The sequence below is a fragment of the Buttiauxella sp. BIGb0471 genome, from assembly GCF_024807715.1.
Taxonomy (GTDB): Bacteria; Pseudomonadota; Gammaproteobacteria; order Enterobacterales; family Enterobacteriaceae; genus Buttiauxella; species Buttiauxella agrestis.
This window is the reverse complement of record NZ_JANUEU010000003.1, coordinates 20,745-41,335: the sequence shown is the minus strand read 5'-3', so window position 1 is coordinate 41,335 and position 20,591 is coordinate 20,745. Positions and strand designations below refer to the sequence as shown.

The window sequence follows — 20,591 nt, the reverse complement described above, 5'->3', positions numbered from 1 at the left end:
CTTCAATACTTCAATACTTCAATACTTCAATACTTCAATACTTCAATACTTCAATGAGAAATGCCAAATAATCATAATGAGATTGTATTTGAGTGAAGTGCCCGCACATGATCACCTCTAGTAATTCCCCAATGTTTCTACCGATCAAATAACAAGCAATAAAAAAGCAGCCATAACAGGCTGCTTTGTAAAGGATTTGTTGTCGGAACGAGAGGATTTGAACCTCCGGCCCCATGACAGCTAATCAAGGTTATAATATTTTTTCAAGGCAGATGAGAGAAGCTCAGTAATTGTTGCAACGCCAATTCCTGCTGAACTGTTCGCTGCTTTTGAAATCATACCGGAAAACCACTGACCAACTGCAGGACCATAATTTTTGCTTCGTGGCGCAATCGGGCCATCAGAATTTATCGCAACTTCTAATTCGGTTACGTCATTGCTTGAAACACCTTCAGATTCTAGATGTCGTTTCAAAGCAACAATATCATTTTTGATGACATTGTTAGTGATGTTGAAAGAACTGCTATCGCCTAAATTAATAACAGTGTTATCACCAAATATTGCACTTTTAAAAAGGGTTGCAGCATCTACGTTCTTAAGTTTTTCTGTCATTGTTTTTGCTCCAGGTGTTCCGGATGCATATTCAGTTAACTCTAAAACAAAATCTAGCAGTCTCGATCTTACTTGGGTCAAGATATTAGTAAAATTATGTAGAGCTATCTCTTTGTAACATCTGGTTATTTCATAATCATCGTCTATATGTTTACGATATTTTAAATATGCATAGTCCAAAGGTATAGGCTGCTGAAGGCTATCATCATCACCTGCATTGACTACAAGCTGTTCAATTTGACTGATTGAAAGCCTGACTCTAGAGGTAGTAGCGTGCTCATAAGCAACGTCATCTAGGTACAAGATCGGAAGCTGGTAAGCTGTATATGAGCGCATACCATTGTTTATATTTGCCAGTATACGAGCAGCTAGGGTGCGATAGTCAGGGAGAGGCACATCATCAGGGTAGCCAGTGAGTTCGTGATTCACCCATGCGGCAAGCTCTTTTTTCCCGATAGCATACATTAACACTTTTGTTTTAAGGAGCGCGTTGGTGGTTCCCTCATCTCCTGAACTGAGTATCGCAATAATCTCTTCCAACTGGTTCACAAGATTACTCCTCATAAAAAAACCCGCACTAGGCGGGTCTTTGCTGGGACAGGGAGCCGCGTATCTTTTGCGTATCCTTTTTAGTCCCGCTTGTGTCTCGACAGTGTCCGGTCTGGAGCCGTAACATCATGTTTATCAAGGTGTTGTCCTTGCACTGTCCTATCCTAAGTGGTGGAGCTGGGGGGAGTTGAACCCCCGTCCGAAATTACTACGCCGTCGGTACTACATGCTTAGTCTATCTTTACATTCGCCGGGCAACTGCGGGTAGACACGCCATTACCAAACTATCCTGATTAGTTTTAATGCTTCAACCCCAGGCAAGGTTTCCACACGATCTCTTTTGGGTTTGACTTCTCTTTGATCCCCGTCTTAAGAGCGGAAGCTAGGGAGAGAAGGCTCTTAGCAGGTTATTAAGCTGCTAGGGCGTAGTTTTCGTCGTTTGCGACTATTTTTTTGCGGCTTTTTACGAGGCAAACCGCCCCTCGGCATGCACCTTGGGTTTCGCGAATCCCGTCGAATCCAGAATCAGCCCCACAAGTGTTTTGTAAGTATAACAGAGTTGTAGCGCCACTTACCACCCTTCATCTGCGCTAACGTTCACGCAGCGCTTCGCGGGCGCGGTTAAACGGTTTTATCAGGTAATCGACGATGGTTTTTTGCCCGGTTTTAATGTCCACGGTGGCGACCATCCCCGGCGAGATTGAAAAATGATGCCCGGCTTTGTTCACCAGGTAGTCCTGGTGGGTGCGGATAAATACCCGGTAATAAACGATTTCTGGCTTAACTTTGTCCTGAATGGTGTCCGGCGAAATGGTTTCAACTTCGCCTTCCAGCCCACCGTAAATGGCGTAATCGTAGGCGGTGACTTTCACCAGTGCACGCTGGCCGGGGTGGATAAACGCAATGTCGCGCGGGGAGAGACGAGCTTCAATCAGCAAATGGTCATCTACAGGCACGATCTCCATCATTTCACCGTTGGGCGGGATCACGCCGCCGATGGTCGTCACCTGGATATTTTTCACGATGCCGCGCATCGGCGAGCGCACGGTCATGCGGCTCACGGAGTCTTCACGGCCTTTGATAATGGCCGATAGCATATCCACTTCAGCGTTCGCTTTGGAAAGCGCCTCGCGCGCCTGGACGTAATATTGCGAGCGCAGGTCGGTGATTTTGAGTTGTAGATCGCTTTTTTGCCGCTGTAAACGCAGCACTTCGACGTTACTCGCCGCACCGCTTTTCGCCAGCCGTTGCGTTATCGCCAGTTCCTTGTTCACCGAAACCAGCGCATCTTGTATGTCGGATGCGGAGTCGTTGAGCTGTGCACGGCGGCTTTTATACAGGCGCGTTTCGGAGGCGATAAGTTCCGGCCAGGCTTTGAGCGAATCGGGGAACACCAGCGGCAAATCGTTCACTTCCGCGTTAAGCCGCACGCTGGAGGCCAGGGAAGCACGGTAACGCGCAGCGCTTTCGCCCACGTTTGATTCCGAACGGGTTGGGTCGAGGCGCGCCACGATTTGCCCGGCTTCAACTTTGTCGCCTTCGTGGACCAACACTTCGGTGACGATGCCGCCATCCATCGACTGAAGTACCTGTTCACGCGAACTCGGCACCACTTTCCCGGTGCCGGTCGAAACTTCATCGAGTGTGCCAAACCACGCCCACACGCCGAGCAAAATAAACAGCAGCACGCTGATGATGATGATGCGGCTGGCACCGGAAAACTCGCGCTCGCGCTGAATGTCCGGGTCGTCCATGGCGACGTCACGCTGATTGGTTTTCATTTTTCCACTCCCGCCCATTTGGCTGTACGGTGGCGCGGCTGTTGTTACTGTTACTCAGCGCCTGAGCTTTCGGTGCGTCCATCACCAGTTGGCCTTCCTTGAGAACCAGCACGCGCTCGACCAGTTCAAGCATCGGCACGCGGTGAGTGGCGACAATCAATGTGCGATGCCCAAGCCAAAGACCCAGGCGCTGAATGAACTCGCGTTCGGTGTGGTCGTCGAGCGAGGCCGTCGGTTCATCGAGCAGCACAATATTGGGTGAGCGTAACAGCATTCGGGCGAGCAAAATCGATTGGCGTTGCCCGCCGGATAAACCGGTTCCGCCTTCCATAATGGCGTGGTCGAGTCCTTTTGGCAGGCTCTTAACAAAGTTGCCCGCACCGCTGATTTCCAGCACCTCGAAGATATTCTCGTCGCTGGCATTCGGTGCGCCAAGCGTGAGGTTTTCGCGCAGCGTGCCGTAAAACAGACGGGCGTTCTGGCTCATAAAGCCGATGTTGCGGCGCAAATCCGCCATATCAATTTGCGTCATGCTCAGGTTGTCGAGCCGCGCATCACCGCTGATTAAATCGACGCCGCCCGCTAACGCCTGCAATAGCGTGGATTTCCCCGCGCCGTTGCGCCCTAAAACTGCCACGCGCTCGCCTTGCTGGATCTCGAGGCGAGTAATGCGTAAAGGGATGCGCTGGTCTTCGTTGTGGTAACGAAACTGCGCGTTTTCAAACAGATAGTGGCCGTGGAAAATATCCTGATGCACCAGGCTTTCGTCGCGCTGGGTTTCCACTGGTAATTGCATAATGCTGTCCAGCCCCTGTTTTGCGGCTTTGACCTGCTGCCAGCGAGCCAGCACGCCGCACAGGTTTGCCATCGGGGCAATCATTCTGGAGGCTAACATTGAGGCGGCAACCATCGCACCGGTGGTCATATCGCCTTCAATGACCAGCGGTGCGCCAAAGAGGATCACCGCCGCATACACCAGGCTTTGCACCGTCATTCCCCAGCTAATCAGCCCTTGCGAAAGCTGGCGGGTGCGCAGGCCAGACTCCGCCGTAATGCGGATATAGCTGTTCCATTGTTGCAGGAAACGATTCTCCGCCTGCATCAATTTGATGTCCTCCAGCCCTTGAACACTCTCCACTAATACCGCATTACGCAGCGTCGCTTCATGGGCTGACTGGTTGGCGAGCATCGCCAGTTTTTTCTGTAGCAGGATGCCCGGCAGCACCATCAGCACGGCTGCGACCGGCGCAATCCACGCCAGCTGCGGGGCAATAATCGCCAGCACGATGATGAACATGAAGAAGAACGGCAAATCGACGATCGTCGAGATCGTTGATGAGGTGATCATTTCGCGGATCTGTTCGAGTTCGCGAAGCTGGGAAATAAAGCTGCCGGTGGAGCGGGGGATGGCGCTGTTGCGCAGACGCAGCGCGTGACTGAATACGCGATCGGAAACACGCATATCCGCCCGTTTACCGAGCACATCCATAATATGGCCACGCGCCACGCGCAGCACAAAACCAAATATCACCGCCAGCAACACGCCGGAAGCCAGCACATACAGCGTGGGATACGACTGCGCGGGGATCACGCGGTCATATACCTGCATTGAGAAAAGGATGCCGGAAAGCGACAGCACATTGATGAGGAAAGCCGCTAGCATCACCGGGCCGTATGGGCGCAGATCCTGCATCACCAGCTCTTTTAGCCAGTCCGGGCTAAAGCGTGAAATATACGCATCAACGCGGCTGTCTTTGAGCGCCGACAGCGGGCGAAGGGCGGCTACAAAACGGATTTCCGGCAGCAGCGTATTGAGCGATACCCGGTTTGTCTGGCGTTCGCCGTCAATAACGCAAATTTCAACCGTATCCTCGCCGTCGAAATGTTCGATGACCGCCAGTTGCCCGTTGTTCAGGCTCGCCGCAAGAGGCAACCGCCATTTGCCAATCGCCAGTTCCGGGGCGCTCATCATATGAAATGAAAGCCCCGCCTGGCGCGATAACTGTGTGAGTGCCGAGAGCATATTTTTGTCTTTAAACCACGGCGCGTTTGCCTGGAGGGTGCCGGGCGAGCAGGCGACGCGATAATGCGCGGCGACGTGGCTAATCAACTGCGCCCAGTGACTCAGCGCATGTTCAGTCAGGTGTTCATCAACAGGAGGCGGTGTTTGGCTCATGGCTGGATCTCCAGTGACTGGATGGTGCGGTGCTCCAGGCCAAATGCGTTGCGTAAGCGGCCAGAGTTATACAAACAGTTGAGCTGCAATTGATGAAGTTGGCTGAGAATTTGTAGCTGCGCGAAACGGGCCTGAAAAACTTCCTGTTCCGCGTTGAGTACGTCGAGCAACGGGCGTGAACCTAAATCCAGATATTGCTGTTGATAGAGTTCGCGGGTGCGTTCGCTCAATTGTTCCTGGCGTTGCAGCACCTGAACCGCGCCCATCAGCCCGAGCGCCTGGCTGCGCGATTCCATCAGTTTCTGGCGAATGTCGAGGCGGGTGCGTTGTACTCCAGATTGTGCGGCTTCCACCGCGTGGCTTGCCGCATTGCGACGCGCCGTTAAGCCGCCGCCCTGGTAAAGCGGCATTTCGACTTTGATAAACGCGGAATATTGGGTGCGATCCAGCACTTCGTGGCTGGCGTATTTGTCGTTCAGATAGTGCTGAACCTGCGGCTCCAGCGAGATGGTTGGCGTCATCTGCGCGTTGGCGTAATCAAGATTGGCCTGGGCGACACTGGCCTGCGCCCACGATGCGAGAACCGCAGGGACTAATCGGTCATCCGGTTTGGCGATGTCACAGCTTTTTGCCAGCTTATTGGGGAACTCGTTGCTGATACCGTTGAGGTTGTTCCAGCCCAGCCAGCTCGTTAATGTGGCCTGGGCGCTGTCGAGATTGGACTGATATTGAATGAGTTGTGAACGAGCAGATTCAATACGCGCGTTGGTTTGCACCACGTCCGACATTGACGTGGCCCCTTCATCGTTGCGCTTCTCGGTTAATTTCCCAATCGCGCTCAGGGCATCTAATTGATCTTTGGCGATATCAACCATTTGCTGCCACATCTGCACCTGAATCATGGCATTAGCGGTGTCGTGGCCGACATTGTCGATGCTCACCAGCACGTTTGCTTGCTCTTGTGCCACGCCTGCGCTTTCGGCCCGTACCTGGCTTGAGACTTTGCCGAAGTCATACAGCATCTGCGAAACGGACAGCACCAGCGATGGGCTAAAACCGCTGTCGGTGTAACCGTTGCTGTAGCCGTTATTCATGCCCGCCGTGACTTGCGGATAGTATTTTGATTTTGCGACGTTGACCTGTTCAGATTGCCCGGCCAGTTTGCCGATGGCTTCGTGAATGCTCGGATGCCAGGTAACGGCGCGGTTGACCGCATCATTGAGAGTCAGCGTTCCCGGAGCAGGGGCGTCCAACGGCAAGCTGGAGGAGCCATCAAGTGCAGGCAGTTGTTGCTCAGAGAGTTCCTGAGTGCTGATAAATTGTGGCGTGTCATCGGCATGCGCCTGGGCTACACACAGGCTGCATGCCAGCCACAGTGCAAACGGCTGTAATTTTCCCATAGTTAGTCCCTTTTAAAAGTCACTACGTTCTAATTGGTATTGCTTGCCTGCTTTTGTCGGATGACGCTGCGCTTATCCGACCTACATTTTTGTTTTTGTAGGGGGGGATAAGCGTTAGCGTCATCCACCATTTACGTCGTTCAGGTAATAATATGGTGTTGCTGTACCAGCTCATCGAGCGTGGTCTGAACATTCTCCAGAGTGACGAGTGGGGTTACGTTGTGAGTCGTGCCGGTGCCGTCGCGGTCGATGGAAATCACCGTGTTATTGCCGCTGGTGGTGACGTTCAGGTAGTTGGCGATGTTGGAGCTTGCCGGGTTCCAGCCCACTAACAAATCGTGGATATCAATTTTATCGCCCTGAGCCAGCGAGAAGTTTTTCCAGGTATCTGCGCCATTGCCGCCCGTGGCGTTGGCGTTATTGAGCAGGTCATAAACCAGCGTGTCGCCATAAGCCGAGCCGGTTATCACATCGCTTAACGCGGTGCTGACGAATTGCGGGTTCATATTGATGGTTAATGTCGCGCTGTCGGAATGACCGTTCTGGTCGTTCAGCGTGTAGGTGAATGTCTCCCTGGTGGTGATCGACGCCGGGTTAATCCCGTTATTGAGCGTGTAGGTATACGCCCCGTCGATGCCAATTTGCAGCGTGCCGTAATGCCCCTGAATGGTGGCGGAGGCGCTGCTGTTAGTGAGCGGATCAAGCGTTGCGGTGCTGCCGTTAAAGCCGGTAATGCTCAGTAGCGTGTGCACGGTGCCTAACTGATCAATCGCGCCTGAGGAGTCCGTTCCATCGTACAAGTTGCCGTGAACGGTGCTGCCGCCTTGCGTTAAATAATTATCCAGATCAATGGTGGTGCCGGTGACGGTTGGGGTGATGCTTACCTGGCCTAATGCCAGCGGCCCCATGCTCCCGGTGTAGTTCAGGGTGTAGGTGCCAGCCTGAAGATCCAGCCCGGTTAAGTTAATATCTGCTACGCCACCGAGCAAAATACCGCCGCTAAACGAACCGTTTCTGACCACCACCCCCGAGCCATCAGTGATATTCCAGGTCACGTTTAATCCGCCCAGAGACAGCAACGACGCTACGTTGAAATGCAGAACCGGATTGTGCAAAACGTCATTCGCGCCGACGACAAATGTCCCACTGCCGCTTTTGCTGGTTGACGAAAGCAGTGCTGCGTTCCAGACCGCCGAACCCACCGTGGTATCGGAGTAATTCGCGGTGGTTTGCGCGGTGCTAACCGCCATTGCCGTGCTGACGTCGTCAATTGCATTCACCGGGGTCGGTGTGGCAGTGACATTCAACGACGCGGTATCGGTGTCGCCATTTGGCGCGGTCACGGTATAGATGAAGCTATCCGGCGTTTTGATGCTGTCAGCGCCCACACCTGCGTTCAGTTTGTAGGTGTAGTTGCCGTTGGCATCAATCGTCAGCGTGCCGTATTCGCCAACAATAGTGGTGGTTCCGCTGGCCGCAACAGCAACGCCGTTGACCTGCGTGATGTGGCTATTCACCGGAGCTACATCGTCTGCCAGCACATTACCCGTCGTCGAAGCGGTAACGCTTTCCACCGCATAAGTATGATCCTGCAAAATGTTCAGCGTGTAGCCCGTCAGCACGGTGACACCACTGGCATTATTGAGCAGGAACAGGTACTCGCCTCCCGGCAGCGTCAACGTTAATTGCCCCGAAGTTCCGCCCAGCAAAGGCGCGGTCAGCCAGGTATTCACCACTTTATATTGCTCAAACTGCTGGGTGACATCGTTGAACTTGTAGATGTACAGGTCGAAGGTTGACAGCAATGCCACGCCGCCAACGCTTGCCTGCAACGTCATGGTGCGCGTCGAACCGTCATCAACATCAAAGATTATCGGGTTCGTCATGTTCGCCAGCACGTTGAGATTCAACACTTGCCCAAGACCGACGCCGACTACCGAGAAGCCACCTTGCGACGATGCCCCGTGGTTGACCGCTTCAACGTCGGTGTTGTAGGTCAGTGACGCGGTGTTATCCGTTGCGGTAACGGTGTTCGCCGGAGCGCCATTACCCAGCGTCACGACCAGCTGCGCCGAATTGCTCACGCCGTTGAAGGTGATGGTGTAGGTGAAGTTTTCTGTATGCCCAAGAACAGTGGCGGACGTGTTGGTCAGCGTATAGGTGTAGCTGCCGTCCTGGTTGATATGCAGCACGCCATACTGGCCCTGAATATCAGCCCCGCCCGCACCAATCTGGGTGGTGACGCCCTGCGCATTGGTGACGGAACTCACCACCGTTCCTGCCGGAGCGGTGTCTGAACTGCCAGTCGGGCCTGCGTCGGTAATCACGTTACCCGGATGCGTTGTGCCGCTGGTGATCGTTCCCGCACTGGTTTGCACCACGGAAACGTCGAGGTTGGTCAGCGAACCCGTCGCCAGCAGGCTGGTGTTGTAACTCAGAACACGGTACGAGCCTTCCGGCAGCCCGGTGATATTCATCGTCACGCCGCTGGCACCCAACGTGAGCAGGTTGGCAAACTGCGGCATCGATGAGTCGATAATGGTGCTCCATGTCCCGGTCACTGAGTCGTATTTCTGAACCGCCACTTCCAGGGTATTGAGCAAGGAGAGCACCACTCCTGTGGCGGAGGCATCAATGGTGATATTGCCACTGCCACCCGCGGCGATATTAAAGCCAACCTGTGCGGTGTCATTGCCGAGAACTGACGCCACATTACCCAGTGCGCCGACCAGCAATACGCCGTAGTCGCTGGCATGCGAAGTTGTCACTTGCGCGTCGGTGGTTAACGCCAGGTTCACCACGTTGTCGTCTGCCGCCAGTGGCAGAATTGGTGCAGTAGCCGTTATGGACGGCGAGGTGTTCCCCGCCGCATCGGTGGCTTTGACGGAAAGCACTTCACCGCCAATTTCACGCGTCGGTAGCGTCAGACTATAACTGCCCCCGGCGTTGGCGGTGGTGGTGACGGTTGTGCCGCCAGGCAATGTGATGGTCACGGTGCTGTTGGCTTCGGCGGTGCCGCTGATGGTTGTGCCATCGGCGCTGATCGCCGCTGTTGGTGCCAGCGGTGCGATGGTATCCACAACGACCGTTGCCGGAGTGGAGAAGCCGCCGGTGCCGTTGACGTTGGTGGCCGTCGCGGTAAAGGCATGGGAGCCTTCACTCAACGCACCCGTTGGCGTATAGCTCCAGACCCCGCCGACTCCCGCAACAGTGGTGCCCATCAGGACGCCATTGTTGTAGACGTTGACGGTCGCCCCGACATCCGCGATGCCGTTGATGGTTGGCGTGGCATCGTTAGTGCTTTGCCCGTTGGCGACATTCCCGGTCACTGCGGCGAAGTCATCCACCACGCTGGTGATGACCGGCACGCCAGGCAATGCCGTTGAAGGTGCGGTCACGCTGGCGGCGTTACCTGTGTTGCCCGCCGCATCCTGAGCATAGGCTTGTAAGACTTGCGAGTTGGTTTGCGCCGGAGAAATGGCGATGGTGAACGCGCCTGTGCCATCCGCCGTTGCGGTCCCGAGCACCGTTCCGCCGCTGGTGGTAATCGTCACGGTGCTGCCCGCTTCGGCTGTTCCCGTGACGCTCGTCCCGGTGGCGTTAACCGCCAGCCCGGTTGGCAACGCTGGCGGTGTGACATCGACCACAATCGCCGCAGGCTGCGAAAGGGCGCTGATGTTACCCGCTAAATCGGTAGCGGTGACGGTGAAGGAATGGCTACCTTCAGGCAAATCTACTGTCGGCGTATACGTCCAGATGCCGCTGGCATTGGCGGTAACGGTGGTGTACAGCACGCCGTTGTCATAAATGTTCACCGTGGCATTGGCTTCCGCCGTACCGTTAAGCGTTGGCAATCTGTCGTTGGTCACCTGGTTATTCGCGATCGAACCGTTAAATACGCCACCCGCAACATCATCGACAATCGAGGTGATAATCGGGGCAGTCGGCGCGGTGGTATCAACCACAATGGCAAAGCCCGCGCTGGTGGGGCTGACGTTACCCGCCGCATCCGTTGAGGTGAGCGTAAAGGTATGCAGACCTGCTGTCAGAGGTGTGGTCGGTGTGAATGTCCAGTTACCGCCAGCAGGAACCGTCACGGTGCCAATTTGTGTCGCGCCATCAAAGATGGCAATTGTGCTGCCGACTTCTCCGGTGCCATTCAGCGTAGGCCGCGCATCGTTGGTGACTTGCCCGTTGCCCAGCGAACCTACTGCGCCGCCAGCCACATCGTCTACTACCGTGGTGAGAGTTGGCGTGGTCGGTGCAAAGCTGTCGATATTCAGCGTAAAGGTGCCTGATACCGCCCCCAGGTTGCCTGCCGCATCGGTAGAGGTGGCGGTGAATACATGCGTCCCTTCGCTCAAATCGCCAGAAGGAGTGAAGCTCCAGGTGCCGTTCGGCAAGGCGGTGACGGTGCCGATAGGTGTGGTTCCGCCGTTGTCGTAAATATTCACCGTGGAGTTGGCTTCAGCCGTACCACTGAGCAACGGCTGTTTGTCGTTGGTGGTTTGCCCGCTGACTAACGGCCCCGTAACCGGGCCGACATCATCGAATGCCTGAATCACGATAGGTGACGTTGGCGCTGCGGTATCGATAACAATATTAAACGCGGCTGATGGTGGGCTGACGTTGCCCGCCGTATCGGTAGCAGTAACCGTAAACGCATGGTTACCGTTGCCTAACGTGGCGTTTACCGGCGGTGTGAAGTTCCACACGCCACCCACTGCCGTAGTGGTGCCAATCAAGGTGCCGTTATCGTAGATATTTACGGTTGAGCCCGCTTCCGCCGTGCCGCTCACCGTCGGGCGAGTGTCGTCCGTGACCTGGTTGTTAGCCAAATCACCAGTGGCTGAACCGAAATCGTCAGCAATATTGGTAATTGATGGCGCGGTGGGAGCCGCGACATCCACCACTACGTTAAAGCCTGCTGATGGCGCACTGACGTTTCCGGTGGCATCCGTGGCGGTGACGGTCAAATTATGCGACCCGCTGGTGAACGGCGTTCCTGGCGTAAAGCTCCAGGTTCCGCCTGCGCCCACGGTGGTGGTGCCCAGCACCTGGTTGCCGTCAGATACCGTAATGGTCGCGCCCACTTCCCCGGAGCCAGTTATCACCGGACGCGTTTCATTGGTTGGCACACCGCTGGTGATTGGCCCAAGGTTTGGCGCGGTATTGTCGGTTACGGTCACAATCAGCGGTGCGGTTGGTGCAACCGAGTCAACGACCACTGCAAATATGCCGGAAGGATTGCTGACGTTTCCGGCAGCGTCCGTGGCGGTGACGGTCAGGTTGTGGTTGCCCTGGCCGAGTGCAGTGGTCGGCTCCAGAGACCACTCGCCATTTCCATTAGCCGTCGTCGTACCAATAATCGTATTGCCATCTTTGAGCGTGATAATGGCGTTGGCTTCGCTGGTGCCGCTTAACGTTGGCAGGGTGTCTTTTGTCGATTGCCCGCTTGTCAGCGTGACATTGCCCACTTGAGTCTGATCATCGACCACCAGGGTGATAGCCGGAAGTATCGGTGCCGTTGTATCTATGACTGCGTTAAAGGTAGTCGCCGGGCTAACGTTCCCCGCCGCGTCGGTGGTGGTGAGCGTGAGCGGGTGGCTGCCTTCGGTCAGCGCTGGATTTGGTGTCCATGCCCAATTCCCCGTTGCATCAACAGGAATCGTCGCAACCACCGTACCGTTATCGCTAATAATCAGCGTGGTATTGGGTTCAACGGTTCCGCTAAAGGTTGGCGTGTTGTCGTTGGTTGGTTGACCAGAAACCACCGCTCCTGGCGTGGTGGTGTCATCCGTCACGCTGCTAATCACTGGTGCAAGGGGCGCAGCGGTATCCACGTTTAATGAGAAACCTGCAGACGGTACGCTGACGTTCCCGGCGGCATCGGTTGAGGTGACGGTTATTGGATGCGAACCGTTACCCAAATCCACCGTCGGCGTAAAGGTCCAGGTGCCCCCAGCGCCTACTACGGCGGTGCCGATTGACGTGCCGTTATCAAGGATGGTGATTGTCGAGCCTGCTTCCCCGCTGCCGGTGAGGGTTGGGCGCGGATCGTTGGTGGCTTGCCCGCTACTGACATTGCCTGTTATCGGTGCCACATCGTCAGTAACAGATGTGATAACTGGAATCGTCGGTGCGGCTGTATCTACGATGACAGTAAAGGCCGGCGACTGGCCGCTGGTCTCAAGGAGTGTGTTCTGGCTGACGGCAAAGGTATGCGAGCCTTGGGCCAGCGCTGCTGGGATTTGGTAGCTCCATGAGCCTGAAAGAGTGGCAGTCACAGTGGCAACTTCTGCCCCATCCACAAAGATATGAACAGTTGCGAGAGATGCAGCGTTTGAGCCATTCAGTGTCGGCGTGGTGTCGTTGGTTGTTTTTCCATTGGCAATATCACCGGTAACTGTTCCTGCGTCATCCACAACATGGTCAATGGTTGGTGGTTGAAGAGTGAGTGAGAGCGTTGTATCAAAGCCTGCTGATGGGCTTTGGTTTCCTGCAATATCCTGCGCTATCGCTATCAGCGATGTGCCTGGTAACTGGGCAGGCGACAGAGTGATAGCCCATTTCCCATCGGCATCAGCGATGCCACGGCCCAGCTCCGTTGTACTGTTTCTGATGATGACAGTACTGCCAACTTCGGCAGTGCCGCTGACAACTGTGCCATCAGGGACTAAAACAGTCGGCGCGGCTGGCGGAGCTGTATCCACCGTAATCAAAATTGGTGCGGATGGCCCAACCGAGTTACCCGCCGGATCGGTTGCGCCAATCGTCAGCGAGTGCCCGTTTTCTGCCAGCTCAGGCAACGTCACGCTCCAGGTACCATTCGCGCCAACGGTTGTTGTCGCAATGGGCGTGGCTCCGCCGTTGTCATAAATATTAATCGTGCTGCCAACGGTGCCAGTGCCGTTGAAGGTCGGGGTTTTGTCGTCGGTAACGCTGCCACTCGTCAGCGGAGTTTGAATGACGCCTTCGTTATCAACAATTTCTGTCACCACCGGAGCGGTGAGCGGCGTGTTATCAACGGTCAACGTAAAGTTTGCCGACGGGCTGCCGACGTTCCCCGCCGGATCGGTTGCGGTGGCGGTCAGATTCAGCGTGCCGTTCGGCAACGCGGTAGCTGGCGTAATCGTCCACACACCACCTGTGACGAGAGCGGTGCCAAGCACGGTGCTGCCGTTGTACAGCGTGATGGTATCGCCATTGATTCCAGTGCCGTGGAAGGTCGGCGTATTGTCATCGGTGACGCCATTGGTCAGCAATGTTTGTTGCAACGCACCGACGTTATCGTCCGCGGAATCAATGGTTGGCGCAGCAGGCGGCTCGGTATCGAGGGTGAAGTTAATGGTGCCTGAAGCCGGGCTTTTGTTACCCGCCGCATCGCTTTCGGTCACGCTGATTGAATGGTCTGGCGTGGTGAATGGCGTATCCGGGGTAAAACTCCAGGTGCCATCTGCCCGGACGGTCGTGGTGCCAATAGGATCGCCATTATCGAGGATCGTGATGGTATCGCCCGCCGTTCCCGTGCCGGAGAATGTCGGTGTGGTGTCGTTGGTGCTGCCGTTATTGGCGATGGTTCCAAGCCCTGGCGACACATCGTCAGTCACGGTTGGAATGCCCGGTGTGGCTGGGATCGAGGAGTCCACCGTTAACGTAAAGCCAGCCGATGGCAGGCCGACGTTACCTACCGGATCGGTTGCCACGGCGGTGAGCGTATGAGCGCCTTCAGTTAATGCTGTGGTTGGGGTAAATGTCCAGTTTCCGCCATCCGGAACGGTAATCGTGCCAATAGGCGTGGTGCCGCCATTATCGTAAATCCTGATGGTGGCCCCCACTTCCCCGGTTCCTGAAAGCGTTGGAGTCCCGTTTTGTATGCTGCCGCCGCTGACCAGTGTGGCGCTGGCACCGCCGACTTCACCCACGGCGTTCACAATCAACGGTGCAGCCGGAGGCGTGGTGTCTATCGTCAGATTAAAGTTGGCCGCAGGGCTGGCGTTGCCCGCCGCATCGGTAGCCACCGCGGTAAGTGCGTGCGCTCCCTCCGTCAGAGGTTGCGCTGGCGTGATATTCCATTGGCCATCGCTTCCGATGGTGAATGAGCCGATGGCTGTTGCGCCATCGTAAAGCGTGATGGTTGAGCCTGGCGCCCCAGTACCGTTGAATTGCGGACGGGTATCATCGGTGGAAGAATTGTTGCCAAGCGGGGCGGTTACGCTGCCGATATCATCCACCGCGCCAGTAATGACCGGGGTTGCTGGCGGCGTGGTATCTACCGTAATCACAAACTCGGTCGACGGAGCAATGACGTTACCCGCAGAGTCTGAAGCCGTGACCGTAAAGCGGTGCTCGCTTTCGGTAAGTGCGGTGGTCAGCGTGTAACTCCAGGTGCCGGAGGCATCGACAGTAAATGTCGTCAGCGTCGTTGTGCCGTCGAGCGTCAGAGTCACCGTCGAGCCAGGTTCACCGGTGCCCTGGAGGGTTGGAGTCGTGTCGTTAGTGACGCCATTATTCGGCACGGAACCGGTAATCGTTCCAACATCATCACTCACCAACGTGATTGCCGGAGCGAGCGGGGCGATGGAGTCGACAGTCAGGCTAAACGATGCGGCTGGGCTTATGTTGTTATCGGCATCGGTCGCGGTGACAGTCAGGTTATGCAGCCCTTGCCCCAGCGCAGTCGTCGGCGTGAAACTCCAGATGCCGCCAGGGTCAGCGGTAACAGTGCCGATTGGCGTGGTCCCGCCGTTGTCATAGATGTTGATTGTTGCACCTGGTTCGGCGGTGCCTTGCAACGTCGGTTTATTGTCGTTGGTGGTATCGCCGTTGTTCAGATTGCCCGTGATATTGGCAACATCGTCAATCACCGCGCCAATCACCGGAACCGCTGGTGGCGTGGAGTCGGGGGCATCAACCGGCGCTTCTGGCCCGGTGTTCCCGGCTTTATCCGTGGCGGTGACTTCCAGCGTTTCGCCGTTGGTTTGTGCAGGCGTTATGGTGACGCTAAAGCTGCCGTCATCCCCGGCTTTTCCATCACCCAGCGGGTTGCCGTTACTGTCGCTAACCGTCACGGTACTGCCGGGTTCGGCGTTACCGGTGACCACAGTTCCTTCGTCGTTAACCGCCAGATTGGTCGGGGCGCCAGGGTCAGTGGTGTCCTGGGCCAGTACGCCGGTATTCGGGCCTTTGTTACCTGCCGCATCTGTGGCGCTGACCAACAGCGCTTCGCCGTTAGTTTGCGCGGTTGTTAGCGGGGTGACATCGAATGCGCCATTGATATCCGCCGTTCCGGTTCCCAGTACCACACCATTCCCGTCGGTGACGGTAATAAGGCTGCCGGCTTCCGCCGTGCCGGTGACATGCAGACCATCGACTGAAACTTGCAGGCCGGTTGGGGCGGTGGGGGGAGTGGTGTCAATCGTAAAGGCGAAACCTGCGGAAGGTTGGCTGACGTTGCCCGCTTCATCCGTTGCGGTTAGGGTTAAATTATGGCTGCCATTTCCCAGCGGCGCAGTTGGGGTATAACTCCAGTTGCCACTTCCATCTACGGCGATAGTTCCAATCTCAATGCCATTATCTTTAAGAGTCAGCGTGGTGTTGGGTTCCGCTAAACCTTTGAGAGAAGGAAGGTCTTGGTTCGTTTCGCGGTTGGCCAGGATAGGAGTCTGCTGTGTACCGTTATCGCTAAAGACGCTTGTGATGGACGGAAGTGCAGGTGCCGTGGCGTCTATCTGAATTTCAAAACTTGCCGACGGTGACACACTGGAATTACCCGTCGCATCAGTGGCGATGACGGTGAAAATATGGTTTCCATCGCTCAGATTTGAACCCGGTGTGAAACTCCATTCCCCGTTGTTATTGACAAGCGCCGTGCCAATCGAAACGCCATTATCGAAAATTGTTACCGTATTGCCGTTTTCAGCGCTGCCGTTCAGCGTTGGGCGAGGATCGTTGCTAAGCTGACCATTCGTCAGGTTGCCGGTTGTTGGTGCGGCGTCGTCTACGACGCTAGAAATCAGGGGAGTGGAGGGCGGGGGGGAGTCAAAATAGGTGAACTCGGCCTCGTCACCCATATTCCCCAACGGGTCGATGGCAACCGCGACCAGCGTTTCACCTGCGGTTTGTGCCGGAGAAATGTTGACGGAGAATGCTCCAGTGATGGCATCCGCGGTCCCTTCGCCAATTTTGTTACCGTCGGCGTCCCTGATAATCACCGTGCAGCCCGCTTCGGCGATGCCTGTGACTCTTGCTCCATCATCAGACACATCGAGATTTTCGGGGGCGGCTGGCCCCTGGCTATCAATAGTGACGGTATAGCTGCCGGATGGGTCACTTTCACCTTTTTCATTGGTGGCGGTGGCGGTGAAATTATGCGCTCCATCATCGAGGGGAGTGTCTGGTGTAAAGCTCCAGTTGCCGCTGGCATCAGCGACTACGGTGCCAATTTGCTGACCGTTGTCGAAAATACGCACAGTGGAGTTTGCGAGTGCGACGCCTTCTATTGTCGGAGTATTATCGTTCGTCGATTGTCCGTCTAAAACCAGGCCGGTTGTTGGTTCAGCGTCATCATTTACAGCGGTTACAACGGGTTCGACAGGATCGGGAATTAGCGGGGCGGTGACTGTGGCATCAGGGCCAGTGTTTCCTGCGGGATCGGTGGCGTGAGCCGTGAGATCTTCGCCGTTAATTTGTGGGGTGGTAAGTGGAATGGTGAAACTTCCGTCGCTGCCCGCTGTGCCGGTGCCGATAACCTGACCGTTGCTATCGGTAATGGTCACGGTACTGCCAGGTTCTGCGCTGCCGGTAATAGTTTTACCGTCAGCCGAGACGTTCAGATTTGTCGGTGCTGCGGGTGGGGTGGTATCAGCCGCTGGCGGCGGAGGGTTTGGTGAACCAGGGCCGCCGTTGCCGTTAGAGTTGTCGCTCCCGCCACCACCGCCGCCTCCGCCAGCAGCAAGGGCAATCCCCCCTGCAACCGCGACTCCGCCCAGCACCCAGGGCCAAATCGCTCCGCCGCCATGGGATTCGGCACCCGTGGCGGCCATCAGCTCATCAATATTGGCGATGTTTTCGAAGTGAAAAGCGGAGTCGGTATCCTGCACCCACCACAGCGCGCCTTTGCTGTCTTCAAGAACTAATTGGTTGCCGCCTTGATCGGCAAACGCATAGAAATTTTTAACGGTAATCACTTCACCATCTCGCAGCGTGATAACCATATCCTGATTAGTGCGAGCAATACTGGCGATATCAGCACGCTCGGCCCTGAGTTCTACAATTGAGGGAGCATTCAGCGTGATTTCTGAGCTTTCAACATTATTCGTTACGCCAGTCAGTTTTGAGATGATTGATATTGAACGCATTATTATCACTCCATTCAATGTGAACGTAGGGGCTTTGACACAGCTGATGCACGCAAATAATTTCCCCTGAACAAAGTGTTAAATTGATTCCACTGATCTATAAATTTGAAGCGAGCGAATCCGGACATCAGAATGATGACGACTAGCATTATTGATAAATTAGGTTTTCTACCGGGTCACATATTTATATAAATGGAAACTTCATACTTTCTTATCATTTTATTTCAGGGTTATTGAAGATATAGACAGGAAAGCATGAAAGCGCAAATTAAGGATTGCTAAAGAAAATCTTTAGTATCGATGAACTATCATTTTGCCGAAACATGAGTTACCGGGACTAGATTTTCGGGATTTACCTGAAGGGTGGCTATACAGTTAGTGGTGGTTAAATTTGTATTTATTCAATGTATTACAGGGTTTGTTTGTGCTGAGGATATGATGACTCGATCAATCGAAGGCGCTGTTTTTATAAGGGTATTTTCCCGGTTGGAAAGTTGATCATTTATCTGTTTGAGTTGAAATTGAGGTGAGAAATTTTGCTTTTATTAAGCAGGATTTATCCAACGAAGCGGGTTGTTGCGGATAATACTGAATGTGTTTATGAGGGGTAGCACACAACTAATAAACGTGCGGGATATATTTCCCATAAATAACTTACCGAAACTAATTGTTCAGAATGATAATTTTATATTTAACTTATTTATAAAACAGGAATATAAAATACATTACCGATTCTTAGTAATAAGAACCGGTAATGATATCTGGAGGTTATAGAATAAGGGTTATCGACCGGCGTGCTTCATGATACGAGCTTTATCCAGCGCCCATTCTTTGTCTTTCAAATCTGTACGCTTGTCGTGTTGTTTCTTACCTTTTGCAACGCCGATTTTGACTTTACACCAGGCATTTTTCCAGTACATCGACAGAGCCACGACGGTATAACCATCACGGTTGATACGGCCGTAAAGATTGTCCAGTTCGCGCTGATTAAGCAGGAGCTTACGCGTGCGTGTAGGGTCGCAGACCACATGGCTTGAAGCCACATTTAATGGGGTAAAGTTGGCACCGAACAAGTATGCTTCGCCGTCTTTCAAAATGACGTAGCTATCACCTATGTTGGCCTTCCCGGCACGTAGAGATTTTACTTCCCAGCCTTGTAGCACTAGCCCCGCTTCATACTCATCTTCGATAAAGTATTCATGGCGGGCGCGTTTGTTTTGCGCAATGGTGGCTGAACCTGGTTTGAATGCTTTTTTCTTTGTCATAGTGCTGCTCAGTATATGTAATCCAGGAGTTCAAATACACCCCGCTTCGCTGCGAGGATGAAGGCATATCTTAGCACGGCTCCAGGCTAAGAGTTTTTCTTTGCGTGATGATAAATGTTATTATTTGCCCGTTTTGTGACTCTCAGGAAATGCTATGCCTCAGATTACCCGTACTGCGCTAGTGCCTTACAGCGCGGAGCAGATGTATCAATTAGTGAACGACGTGAAATCCTATCCAGATTTTTTACCGGGTTGCACAGGCAGCCGGGTGCTTAACGCGTCGGCCGAACAGATGACGGCGGCGGTCGATGTTTCCAAAGCTGGGATCAGCAAAACTTTCACGACGCGTAACACCTTGACCAGCAATCAAAGTATTTTGATGCATCTTGTCGATGGGCCGTTTAAGTCATTAATGGGAGGCTGGAAGTTCACGCCATTAAGCGCTGAAGCATGCCGGATTGAGTTCCAACTTGATTTTGAATTTACCAACAAACTTATTGAGTTGGCGTTTGGGCGTATCTTCAAAGAGCTTGCGGGTAACATGGTTCAGGCGTTTACCGTGCGTGCGAAAGAGGTCTACAGTGTCGCGTGAAATTAAGGTCGAAGTGGTTTATGCGCTGCCTGAAAAGCAGTACTTGCTTAAAGTCCGGCTGGCGCAGGGGAGTACCGTTGAGCAGGCGATTGCCGCATCGGGCATTCTCGAATTGCGTACCGATATTGATTTGACGAAGAATAAGGTTGGGATTTTTAGCCGACCGGTAAAACTGACCGACACGCTTAACGACGGAGATCGGGTGGAGATTTATCGGCCGCTCATTGCTGACCCGAAAGAGTTAAGACGCCAGCGCGCTGAAAAGGCCGCTCAGAAGTAGACAAATAAGTAGTCAAAACAGTAGCCAAAAAAAAAGGTGCCCATCGGCACCTTTTTTGTTGGTTATTCTTTTTCCAGCTTCGGTTTGTTGTCGATGTTGGTCAACACACCGCTGCTGTTGAAACTCAGAGTCAGTGTTTGCTGAGTTACGCCTTCATGCCCTGGTTGCTGGCGGAAGACATAGAACCAGGTACTTGTACCGAATGGATCGGTCATCATTGGCGTACCCAGAGCATACGCAACTTGTTGTTGAGTCATGCCAGTACGAATCTTTGACACATCGTTCTGTGTCAGGTAGTTCCCCTGGTTAATGTCGGGGCGGTAAACCACTCGCTCCAGAGTGGAACAGCCTGCGGTCAGCATAAGAAGAACCGCTGCGGCAGCAGTCAGCGTTTTACAGCGCATAGTGATTTGATTCCTTTTCGGGCCCGAGCAGCACATGGCTCATTCATAATATGCCGATGATAATAAACCTTTACGCAGTTTAAAACATTAAGGCGCTTAACTCTGACCCTGGTACGGCAAAAAAGTTGGCTTAAAACCTGCTCAATTAACAATATGCTAGCTGATTGGTGTT

General features: G+C 54.1%; 9 protein-coding genes and 1 other RNA gene. 2 read left to right on the top strand and 8 right to left on the bottom strand.

What is annotated here, in order from left to right:
• Nucleotides 1–240: 240 nt before the first annotated feature.
• The 7 genes from M2371_RS10965 to smpB all read right to left on the bottom strand — a co-directional run bounded on the left by M2371_RS10965 (nucleotide 241) and on the right by smpB (nucleotide 19,143).
• Entirely contained in the window at nucleotides 241–1,161 is a 921-nt protein-coding gene (locus M2371_RS10965) for a hypothetical protein (RefSeq protein WP_259267727.1), read from the bottom strand.
• A gap of 169 nt (nucleotides 1,162–1,330) precedes the next feature.
• Nucleotides 1,331–1,694: a transfer-messenger RNA gene (gene ssrA / locus M2371_RS10960) on the bottom strand.
• Nucleotides 1,695–1,751: 57 nt separating this feature from the next.
• On the bottom strand, nucleotides 1,752–2,915 hold the full coding sequence (locus tag M2371_RS10955; protein WP_115631772.1) for an HlyD family type I secretion periplasmic adaptor subunit: 1,164 nt from the start codon (nucleotides 2,913–2,915) through the stop codon (nucleotides 1,752–1,754).
• A gap of 7 nt (nucleotides 2,916–2,922) precedes the next feature.
• Nucleotides 2,923–5,118 (bottom strand): type I secretion system permease/ATPase, encoded by a 2,196-nt coding sequence (locus tag M2371_RS10950; protein WP_259267726.1) that lies wholly within the window; start codon nucleotides 5,116–5,118, stop codon nucleotides 2,923–2,925.
• Nucleotides 5,115–6,518 carry a TolC family outer membrane protein gene (locus M2371_RS10945; protein WP_172893433.1) on the bottom strand — a complete coding sequence of 468 codons (1,404 nt, stop codon included), beginning with the start codon at nucleotides 6,516–6,518 and terminating at the stop codon, nucleotides 5,115–5,117. Before M2371_RS10945 ends, M2371_RS10950 begins: the two co-directional genes overlap by 4 nt.
• Nucleotides 6,519–6,658: 140 nt before the next feature.
• Entirely contained in the window at nucleotides 6,659–17,878 is an 11,220-nt protein-coding gene (locus M2371_RS10940) for a BapA/Bap/LapF family large adhesin (protein ID WP_259267725.1), read from the bottom strand.
• Nucleotides 17,879–18,660: 782 nt separating this feature from the next.
• Nucleotides 18,661–19,143, bottom strand: a complete 483-nt coding sequence (smpB, locus tag M2371_RS10935) for an SsrA-binding protein SmpB (RefSeq protein ID WP_259267724.1) — start codon at nucleotides 19,141–19,143, stop codon at nucleotides 18,661–18,663.
• 154 nt (nucleotides 19,144–19,297) lie between these two features.
• Between smpB and M2371_RS10930 the strand changes: the two genes are divergently transcribed.
• Nucleotides 19,298–19,735 carry a type II toxin-antitoxin system RatA family toxin gene (locus M2371_RS10930; protein ID WP_034497807.1) on the top strand — a complete coding sequence of 146 codons (438 nt, stop codon included), beginning with the start codon at nucleotides 19,298–19,300 and terminating at the stop codon, nucleotides 19,733–19,735.
• A complete protein-coding gene (locus M2371_RS10925; RefSeq protein WP_259267723.1) occupies nucleotides 19,725–20,015 on the top strand; it encodes an RnfH family protein in 291 nt (96 codons plus the stop codon). Before M2371_RS10930 ends, M2371_RS10925 begins: the two co-directional genes overlap by 11 nt.
• Before the next feature lie 62 nt (nucleotides 20,016–20,077).
• Here the strand turns inward: M2371_RS10925 and bamE are convergent, their stop codons facing one another.
• On the bottom strand, nucleotides 20,078–20,419 hold the full coding sequence (bamE, locus tag M2371_RS10920; RefSeq protein ID WP_034497803.1) for an outer membrane protein assembly factor BamE: 342 nt from the start codon (nucleotides 20,417–20,419) through the stop codon (nucleotides 20,078–20,080).
• Between the last annotated feature and the right edge of the window lie 172 nt (nucleotides 20,420–20,591).

Excerpts from the sequence above, each read along its gene's own strand:
- M2371_RS10945 (WP_172893433.1), bottom strand. The coding sequence starts at position 6,518 with ATGGGAAAATTACAGCCGTTTGCACTGTGGCTGGCATGCAGCCTGTGT.
- smpB (WP_259267724.1), bottom strand. The coding sequence starts at position 19,143 with ATGACAAAGAAAAAAGCATTCAAACCAGGTTCAGCCACCATTGCGCAA.
- M2371_RS10950 (WP_259267726.1), bottom strand. The coding sequence starts at position 5,118 with ATGAGCCAAACACCGCCTCCTGTTGATGAACACCTGACTGAACATGCG.
- M2371_RS10930 (WP_034497807.1), top strand. The coding sequence starts at position 19,298 with ATGCCTCAGATTACCCGTACTGCGCTAGTGCCTTACAGCGCGGAGCAG.
- M2371_RS10955 (WP_115631772.1), bottom strand. The coding sequence starts at position 2,915 with ATGGACGACCCGGACATTCAGCGCGAGCGCGAGTTTTCCGGTGCCAGC.
- bamE (WP_034497803.1), bottom strand. The coding sequence starts at position 20,419 with ATGCGCTGTAAAACGCTGACTGCTGCCGCAGCGGTTCTTCTTATGCTG.
- M2371_RS10940 (WP_259267725.1), bottom strand. The coding sequence starts at position 17,878 with ATGCGTTCAATATCAATCATCTCAAAACTGACTGGCGTAACGAATAAT.